This window comes from Moorena sp. SIO4G3, assembly GCF_010692305.1.
Taxonomy (GTDB): domain Bacteria; phylum Cyanobacteriota; class Cyanobacteriia; order Cyanobacteriales; family Coleofasciculaceae; genus Moorena; species Moorena producens_A.
This window is the reverse complement of sequence record NZ_JAAHIG010000383.1, coordinates 1-8,175: the sequence shown is the minus strand read 5'-3', so window position 1 is coordinate 8,175 and position 8,175 is coordinate 1. Positions and strand designations below refer to the sequence as shown.

The 8,175-nt window shown below is 44.1% G+C and carries 7 protein-coding genes; 2 read left to right on the top strand and 5 right to left on the bottom strand.

The features are described from left to right. Positions 1–251, top strand: a 251-nt coding sequence (locus F6J99_RS37310; RefSeq protein ID WP_293120847.1) for a hypothetical protein, incomplete at its 5' end; no start/stop codon positions are given. Between the two features lie 201 nt (positions 252–452). On the opposite strand, the gene F6J99_RS37305 is transcribed toward F6J99_RS37310, so the two are convergent. The 5 genes from F6J99_RS37305 to F6J99_RS37285 form a co-directional block, all read right to left on the bottom strand. Continuing rightward, positions 453–578 (bottom strand): hypothetical protein, encoded by a 126-nt coding sequence (locus F6J99_RS37305; protein ID WP_293120845.1) that lies wholly within the window; start codon positions 576–578, stop codon positions 453–455. Positions 579–860: 282 nt separating this feature from the next. After that, the gene (locus tag F6J99_RS37300; RefSeq protein ID WP_267876357.1) at positions 861–986 is read right to left on the bottom strand and encodes a hypothetical protein; all 126 of its coding nucleotides are present in this window, start codon (positions 984–986) and stop codon (positions 861–863) included. Then, positions 976–2,643: a hypothetical protein gene (locus tag F6J99_RS37295; RefSeq protein WP_293120843.1), complete on the bottom strand. Its 1,668-nt coding sequence runs from the start codon at positions 2,641–2,643 to the stop codon at positions 976–978. Before F6J99_RS37295 ends, F6J99_RS37300 begins: the two co-directional genes overlap by 11 nt. 25 nt (positions 2,644–2,668) lie before the next feature. Next, positions 2,669–2,857 (bottom strand): hypothetical protein, encoded by a 189-nt coding sequence (locus tag F6J99_RS37290; protein ID WP_293120842.1) that lies wholly within the window; start codon positions 2,855–2,857, stop codon positions 2,669–2,671. A 181-nt stretch (positions 2,858–3,038) separates the two neighbouring features. Beyond that, a complete protein-coding gene (locus F6J99_RS37285) occupies positions 3,039–4,850 on the bottom strand; it encodes a hypothetical protein (protein ID WP_293120840.1) in 1,812 nt (603 codons plus the stop codon). Positions 4,851–5,298: 448 nt separating this feature from the next. On the opposite strand from F6J99_RS37285, the gene F6J99_RS37280 reads away from it, so the two are divergent. Then, positions 5,299–7,962 carry a CHAT domain-containing tetratricopeptide repeat protein gene (locus tag F6J99_RS37280; RefSeq protein WP_293120838.1) on the top strand — a complete coding sequence of 888 codons (2,664 nt, stop codon included), beginning with the start codon at positions 5,299–5,301 and terminating at the stop codon, positions 7,960–7,962. Positions 7,963–8,175 lie beyond the last annotated feature (213 nt).

The window sequence follows — 8,175 nt, the reverse complement described above, 5'->3', positions numbered from 1 at the left end:
GACGTACATTGGGTACAGCTTTTTTGATCTTTAGTGTTTCGGGTCTTACCTCTACTAGAGTATTTGTTAGAGTTAATAATGTAGTAGTAGGGGAAATTACTCCTAACCAAAGTAACCTTACTTGGTTCACTCAGATGATTTCACTTGCTGGTTCCCAACTTAATGGTGGGAACAATGAAGTTCAAATTGAAGCAACAAATGATTCATTTAGAATTAAGAACATGGTTTGCTTTTTCCATCAAAATGTGTAGAAAATTTAGCTACACTAATAGTTTTTAGCCATAGAGCAGGGGTTAGAAACTCCTTATATAGACTAACTTCAACCTCTTTAGGTAAGCAATAAAGTCAAGTAACGGGATGAGCTTATTTTTCATCCCGTTACTTGACTATTCAGTAGATATTTCAGAATAAGATGCGTTTACCCTGATTCCCTGTTCCCTCTGCCAAACTGTTCATTTGGCATTGCTCAATCCTTGAATGAATAGGAGTAGAGTGGGCATCCTGCCCCCTCGAAAAGATATTGATAACGGGCAAGATGCCCGTTCCACCAAGATGCCCATTCTACAGGTGCGACCCAAGGGCGATTTACTCGCCCTAGGAGGCGCGCACCTACTCCTAAAATCATTCCATTATTCAGCAACGCTGTTCATTTAGCATAACAAGTACGGAAGAACCAAAATTTTTGTTTGTAGTAGCACTTTAGTGCTCAATTTTAGACTTTGCGCTAAAGCGCTACTACGAACCTTTTTATAAGTATTAACCGAACTTGATATAGCACTACCCATTAAGGTGTTTGACATTGATACAAGCAGCAAAAGGTGCCACCCGTGGCGAATTAAATTCGCCAACGGGAAGCGCACCTAAGCTGTTATAGTAAACTTTTGCCTTTTGCCGTCTTGATGCAGTCGCTCATGGGGGAAACCCCCAAGACCGCGCTGCATCGCTTTTGCCTTTTGCCTTGCCCGTAGCGCTATATTACCTAACATTGCTCCTGTTGGATAACTCAATCGGAGCCAAGAGAAGTTTATCTGGCATTGCTATCGCTGTGGGAGTAGTTTCTGCCACCTCAGATACAGCAGCATCCTGATTTCTGTTAAGTGTACCTGGTGCAACGACTTCTAATAAACCAAAAACAGCAGGACCACCGTAATAGTTTGCGGGGTTATCCGGATCGGGATTTTTCATAAGAATAGAACGATTCCCCAAGGGAGCATCAGGAGCAGCAGTGATGGTGAGGATGAACACTTGCTGATTACTACCTAGATCCTGAAAATCTGTTGTTTCAAAGGTAATACCTGGTGAACCAGTAAATTCAATAGTGGATTGTGAATCGCTGTCAAATGCGTACAGTACAACATTCTCCACGGTAGTCCCTGGCTCAATACGCATATTTAAGCTAGAACGAAACGCTACACTAAGCATTTCCAATTCTCTCAAGACATACGGACGAGGTAATAACTTTGGTTCCCCTGCACAAAGAAGCCCATCTTGGTTCACCTGAGGCAAGCCCAGACCTGCAAGAGCAATTTGGAAAGTTTGAGCAATTTGTGCCCCGTATTCAATATTGAATCCATTGATGGTAATATCGCTAACCGTAAAGCCTAACTCCTCAGGCACTTCATAAACTGCATGGAGAATATAGTCCATTTCCTCCCCAGAGTCCCGTTTACGCCCGCGAATCACCTTCCAGTAGTCCGAGGGTTTAGCATATTCAGGGGCATCAAAGGGTAATTCGTAGGTGTTAAAACTAGGTTCTTGGATGTACAGACCGACCGGATTTGCCAGGGATATCCGAAGTCCAGAACCTGGTGCTCCTGTTCCCCGCACTAATCCGTTAACGGACGCTCCAATGGTGGGATCACTGTTACGGTTTGGGGTACCATACCGACTGCAATTGATCAGCTGGTTTTTGTCTGTAATTGGATTACCTGCTACATCTCTACGGAGGACTGTGGCTTGTCCAGCTAGAAATACTTCCGCACTTAGGGAATTAGGATTGCTAATCAGGTGAACCGCTCCAGCCGTCGTGGTGCTATTCCAGGCATTGCGATCGTTATAAGCTGGTCGCCCGGTGGCGGGATCGATAACTAAATTACCTTGTTGGTTACGCAGATACAGATCCTCAATTTTGACCTCGGGACTGACTAATTTCTGGTAAAGGCCCAAGACAACATTGGGATCGACATCCCACAAGGTATACCAGTATTCTCGGTTCTCACATGTGAACATTATTTTGGTAATCTTACCCTGTGCATTGCGGGTGACGCTCCACTCACAATATTCATCCTGCCAGCCACGGGGACCACTCGGACCATAGTTATCCTCCGGGGGTGGTCCTTCGTCAGCATATTGCCACTGGGTACGTTCCCCAACATTGGGATATGCCATTAAAATCCGGTTCGGGAACGCCGTCCATTTAATCGGTACACCCTTCGTTCCTTCTGGAATATCAGTTTTGAGAGGATTGAAATATTGGCTTAGGGGTGGTTGGTTAACTGAACTCCACGGATCGTTTTTCAAGGTTTGTTCTGTATAGCGATTAATGTTATTACTCCAGCGAGTGCGTAATGCTTTTTCCTTTTCTTCTTCTCCACAAAAATCATTTTGATTGGCTGGTGGATCAAATTGAGTTAGTTTAGCCATTGATTGACTCCTTAGTTTTTTAGTGTTATGGATATGGCAAGTAATAGCAAAGGGAACAGGGAACAGGGAACAGGGAACAGGGAACAGGGAGTAGGGAAAAGGGAACAAAAATTCTCTCAATTCCTACACGGATTGCTAAGAGGATATCTCCCAAGTTTTTTGATACTGAATTTTGCCCCCCTAGCCCCCCAACTTTGGGGGGAACAAGAGTCAATTTGCTTCTAAAAGTCCCCCGCCCCCCTAACCCCCCAATTCTGGGGGGAATTAGCGGATGCTTCGCTTTTTTACAGATGGGGACCAACGGGGGCTTGGATGTAGCAAATGGGACTTCTCAGACAACCTCTAAAGTTGTTGTTGTTTTAGTTAATTTCTTGAGGGTCTGATTTAATTAAGCCCTAATGACTTAAATCACTCTGGGGAAGTAACAAGCTAAATTCATTGAGGTTACTAATTGTTGGCCAGGATTGAAACTGCTCCCGGTGCTTGACACTTGATTCCATCAGTTGAGCTAACTGCTCCCTAGGAGAAAGTGTGTTTAATTCATCCAAATAAGCCTGAATTTGCTCTTGGACAAAGGATTTCCACTGATTATCAGGTAGTTCCCATGTTTGCAAAAACTGTTGTTCCCCAGTGCATTGGTCAAAGTTAGTAGGATCGCAGGGAGGCTGGTTAGCAGCAGCAACTCTAACTTTCTCGGCAAAATCATTGGGTACACTACTAATCCCATTGATGATTGTGCCTGTTGTGACTTGCTCAGCGTACTGCTGCAAGCTAGACCGCTTTTCGGAAAAAACAGGGTTTTTGAAGTCCACCATCAAGACAGCAGCAATGAATTTATCTGTCAAAATCTTGGCACTTCGCATCCGTGTGACCATGTAGAGGTCTTCTGCAGCAGGAACTGGCACAAAGAAAGAAAAGTAGCTAGAGCCATCCTCTTCGTACAGTGGAGAATCATCCGGTTTGGTGAAGTCAGATTGAACCAGTTGGAAATGATGGGTATTTAGGTAATTGTCATACTCTTGTCGCTCGAAGGTAATCAGCGGGATATTGTAGTTAAGACCTAAGCTGGTCTTGAGGGCTGAATCCCAAAGAAAAAAGTCATTGGGAATACCATTAACAGGACGGTTGGCTGGGCTAGTATTGGCTCCGTTGCTTTCAATATTCGTTGAGGCCAAATTGATGGTAGTGTTGGTGGTCAGATGACGTAGCATCTGGTTGACGTCGGTTAAGTTAATAACTCCTGCTTGTCTTTTGTAGCGATCGCGCAACCAATTCTTATGGTAGTTAATGAAACCACTGCGAATTACCTGCTCAAGCACCTCGGCTCCTTGCAAGTTCTGAAAGAATGTTTCTTGGGTCACCCTTAACGGCACTACTAGGGGTGAGATTGGCCCCCGCTGAGAATGCCAATTGTTCCAGGGTGGAGCAAGTTCTTTCATAATCACCACACCATTATGGTGACAATCAAAACAGCCCACTCCCATAGTCGGTTGTGCCCGCGCCATCCCAGAATCCCCAGCCCAAGTCCAAACTTTGGTAGATGTACCTGGTTGTTCACCTACCTGTTCCCGCAATTCATAGAAGTTGTATTTTTTGGCTTGTGCATCCCAGGCAATTACTTGCAAAAAGCTAGAGTTGCCACCGGCAGCTGTACTCACAAGAATATCGGCATTACTGGTGCGACTCGTTCCCCAAGTAAGAACATAACGAAGGTTACGGGGTTCTTCACGGGATACAAAGGTCGTCGGGATTTGACTGCCTTCTCCAAGCAAGTAGTTCGCTGATTCCAAGTTCAGTTGGGAGTCTGCAATAGCAGCAGCTAGAGCATCTACATTCTCTGGAAATGTTCCTTTGCTCAGAATTCCAGTAGCAAATGGATCCTTGAGCATCTGCTCAATTTCATCATCTGTCATTGGTTGAAGGCAGCTATCTATACCCTCAACAAAACGATAAATTTGGTCAGGAATTACGGCAGTGCAGTTAGGGACAGACACAGCCGAAAAGATTTCTCTGTCAGGACTACTCCCAAACTTGGGGTGAGTAGCCTTCCGATAACTCCGCCACTGGAAATCACCTGTAGAAAATTGCACGTAGGGAGCCGCAATAGCCTGATTTTGCAATATATCAGCCAGCACCCATGAACTACCTAACAGAAATACCAGTAAAACGGCAAAAATACCCAATTTTGCTAAGTCTACTTTAGGCATTATCCTTTTTAATCTCTTTTTAAACTCCTCGGGATTCTATCCCTGGGAGTTTTGTTTCATACACATGACTTGATCATACAAGGAGGCTCATTCAAGGGAATGCCAGGACTAGACCAGCCCAAAAAAATTGTCTTTTGGGTTGACTGCATGAAATCTTCCTTGTTAGTTGTGATCGTGAATTTCTATGAATTTAGAAATTCACGATCACAGATTGAACTGTTAACTAACATTTTTCCAAAGCTCTCTGGAATTTCACAGTACCCGCGAGGGTACTCTTGCTCCCTATTCCGAAGTTCCCTGTTCCCGACTCCCGACTCCCGACTCCCGATTCCCGACTCCCGACACCCCACACCCCACACCCCACACCCTACTCCCGACTCCCTTAATCATTGCATAGGTTCAGGAATCTCTCAGATATGGCCAAATAGGGAATAATTTAATATCCGATATGAAACTTAAGCAAGTCTTATGGTTGGGACTTCTCACTGTCTGCTTCACTCCTGGGGAATTGCCTGTTGTGGCTAGATTCCTGAGTTTACCAGCACTGGCTCAAGAACAAAACCCGGTTAGCCCAGAGCAAGAAGGAACTATAACCCCTAGGGATGCCATAGTTCAAGTAGACAGTAAGCAAGCAGAGGCGGATAAACTCGTTCAGCAGGGACTTAGTCACGTTGATCGCAGTGAGTTCCCAGAAGCATTACAGTCTTACCAGCAAGCATTGATGATTTATAAACAAATTGGATACCGCCTGGGTGAAGCTAAGTCCCTGACTAATCTGGGTCTTGCATACGATCATTTGGGAGACTACAAAAAAGCGATTGATTACTACCAAAAATCCTTAGCTATTGCTAGGGAAATCGGAAACCGCCTGGGTGAAGCTAAGTCCCTGGGTAATTTGGGTAATGCATACGGTCATCTGGGAGACTACAAAAAAGCACTTGATTACCACCAAAACTCCTTAGCTATTAAAAGGGAAATTGGAAACCCCCTCGGTGAAGCTAACTCCCTGAATAATCTGGGTGCTATATACCAGAGTTTGGGAGACTACAAAAAAGCGATTGATTACTACCAAAAATCCTTAGCTATTAAAAGGGAAATCGGAAACCGCGTGGGTGAAGCTAACTCCCTGAATAGTCTTGGTAGTGCATACGGTAATCTGGGAGACTACAAAAACGCCATTGATTACCACCAAAACTCCTTAGCTATTAAAAGGGAAATCGGAAACCCCCTCGGTGAAGCTAACTCCCTGAATAATCTAGGTGGTGCATACCAAAGTTTGGGAGACTACAAAAAAGCGATTGATTACTACCAAAAATCCTTAGCTATTCAAAGGGAAATCGGAAACCCCCTCGGTGAAGCTAACTCCCTGAATAATATCGGTATTGCATACGGTCATCTGGGAGACTACAAAAAAGCGATTGATTACTACCAAAAATCCTTAGCTATTAAAAGGGAAATCGGAAACCGCCTGGGTGAAGCTAACTCCCTGGGTAATCTGGGTAATGCATACTATTATATGGGAGACTACTTTAAAGCAATTGATTACCACCAACAATCCATAGCTATTGCTAGGGTAATCGGACACCTCCTGGTTGAAGCTAAATCCCTAAATAATCTCAGTGCTATCTTTTTAGAAAACAATCAACTAGAACAAGCCCAAAGTAACCTGTTTTATGCCATTAAAGTTTGGGAAGATATCCGCAAAATACTCAGTAACAAAGATGATTGGAAGGTTTCTAGTTTTGAACAACAAGCTCGCAGCTATCGTCTCTTACAACAGGTCTTAATTGCTCAAGGTCAACCAATACAAGCCTTAGAGATTTCCGAACGGGGTCGCAACCGTGCTCTGATTGATTTATTAGCGGCACAGTTATCTGAAGCTCCTCAAAAAACTAAAGCTCCTACTATTGAAGATATTCAAGAGATTGCTCAACAACAACAAGCCACCTTGGTGGAATATTCGATTGTTGATGACCAGATTTATATTTGGGTGATTGCTCCCACTGGTGAGATTACTTTCCGTAGTCATGATTTACCCCAAGATACTACTCTGGCCAAACTAGTCAAATTTAGTCGTGAGGAGATTGGTGTCAGAGGTAGATCTAATCACAATCCTTCTTCACCACAAAACACTAAGGATGGTAATCGACTACAACAACTCTACCAACTGTTGATTACTTCAATTGTTAACTTATTACCTCATGCTCCTTCACCACTAAACCCTAACAATAGTAATCGACTACAGGAGCTCTACCAACTGCTGATTACTCCCATTGTTGACGTATTACCAATAAACCCATCAGACCGTATTATTTTTATCCCCCATCAAGAACTATTTCTGGTTCCCTTTGCTGCTCTCCAAGATGATGAGGGAAATTATCTAATCGAAAACCATACCATTCTCACTGCTCCTTCGATCCAATCCCTGTCGTTCACCCGTAAACATTGGCATCGAGTCAAAGACAGCAACGGAACACCATTGATTGTGGGTAATCCCACCATGCCCACCATTAAAATAGGACAGGAACAAGAACCGTTAAAGTCTCTATCGGGTGCAGAAAAAGAAGCATTAACCATTGCTCAATTGCTGAAGACCATCGCTCTGATTGGAGCAGAAGCAACAGAACCAACCATTGTGGAAAAAATGCCCAATGCTTCGGTGATTCATTTAGCCACCCATGGTTTAGTCGATGGTATTTATGATCGAGGTGCGATCGCATTAGCACCTGACGAACCAGACCATGATGGCTTTCTCACCAGTCGTGAAATTCTGATTGGTTACGGACTACCGGAAAAATCCTTATTGAAAGCAAAGTTAGTCGTGCTGAGTGCTTGTGATACTGGTAGGGGTGAAATTAAAGGGGAAGGAGTAGTTGGTTTATCCCGTTCTTTGATTGCCGCAGGTGTACCAAGTTTGGTGGTGTCCTTATGGCAAGTGCCTGATCATGATACGGCTGAGTTGATGAAGGAGTTTTACACTAATATTTACACTCACAAAATGGATAAAGCGAAAGCCATGCGAGAGGCCATGTTATCGATGCTCAATGATGGAGATGGTAATCCAGACCCGAAAGCTTGGGCAGCTTTTACTGTTATTGGTGAGGCTAGGTAGTGGTGTCAAAAGTAAGTCATTAATCCTTGGTGGGCACTGTAGCGGTTTTGGTGAATCACTACAGTAGCTTCCGGCTAAACACATATAGTGAAGTACCCCAACCTGCTTGACCTTTGGTCACGCTACGCGAACGCTGAGGTTGGGGCTTCCAATTCTCAACTCAAATCAGGGACGGTCTTATTCGTCTTTGAGGTTTCCCGCGCGCGTCCCCGA

Excerpts from the sequence above, each read along its gene's own strand:
- F6J99_RS37300 (WP_267876357.1), bottom strand. The coding sequence starts at position 986 with ATGTTAGGTAATATAGCGCTACGGGCAAGGCAAAAGGCAAAAGCGATG.
- F6J99_RS37295 (WP_293120843.1), bottom strand. The coding sequence starts at position 2,643 with ATGGCTAAACTAACTCAATTTGATCCACCAGCCAATCAAAATGATTTT.
- F6J99_RS37285 (WP_293120840.1), bottom strand. The coding sequence starts at position 4,850 with ATGCCTAAAGTAGACTTAGCAAAATTGGGTATTTTTGCCGTTTTACTG.
- F6J99_RS37280 (WP_293120838.1), top strand. The coding sequence starts at position 5,299 with ATGAAACTTAAGCAAGTCTTATGGTTGGGACTTCTCACTGTCTGCTTC.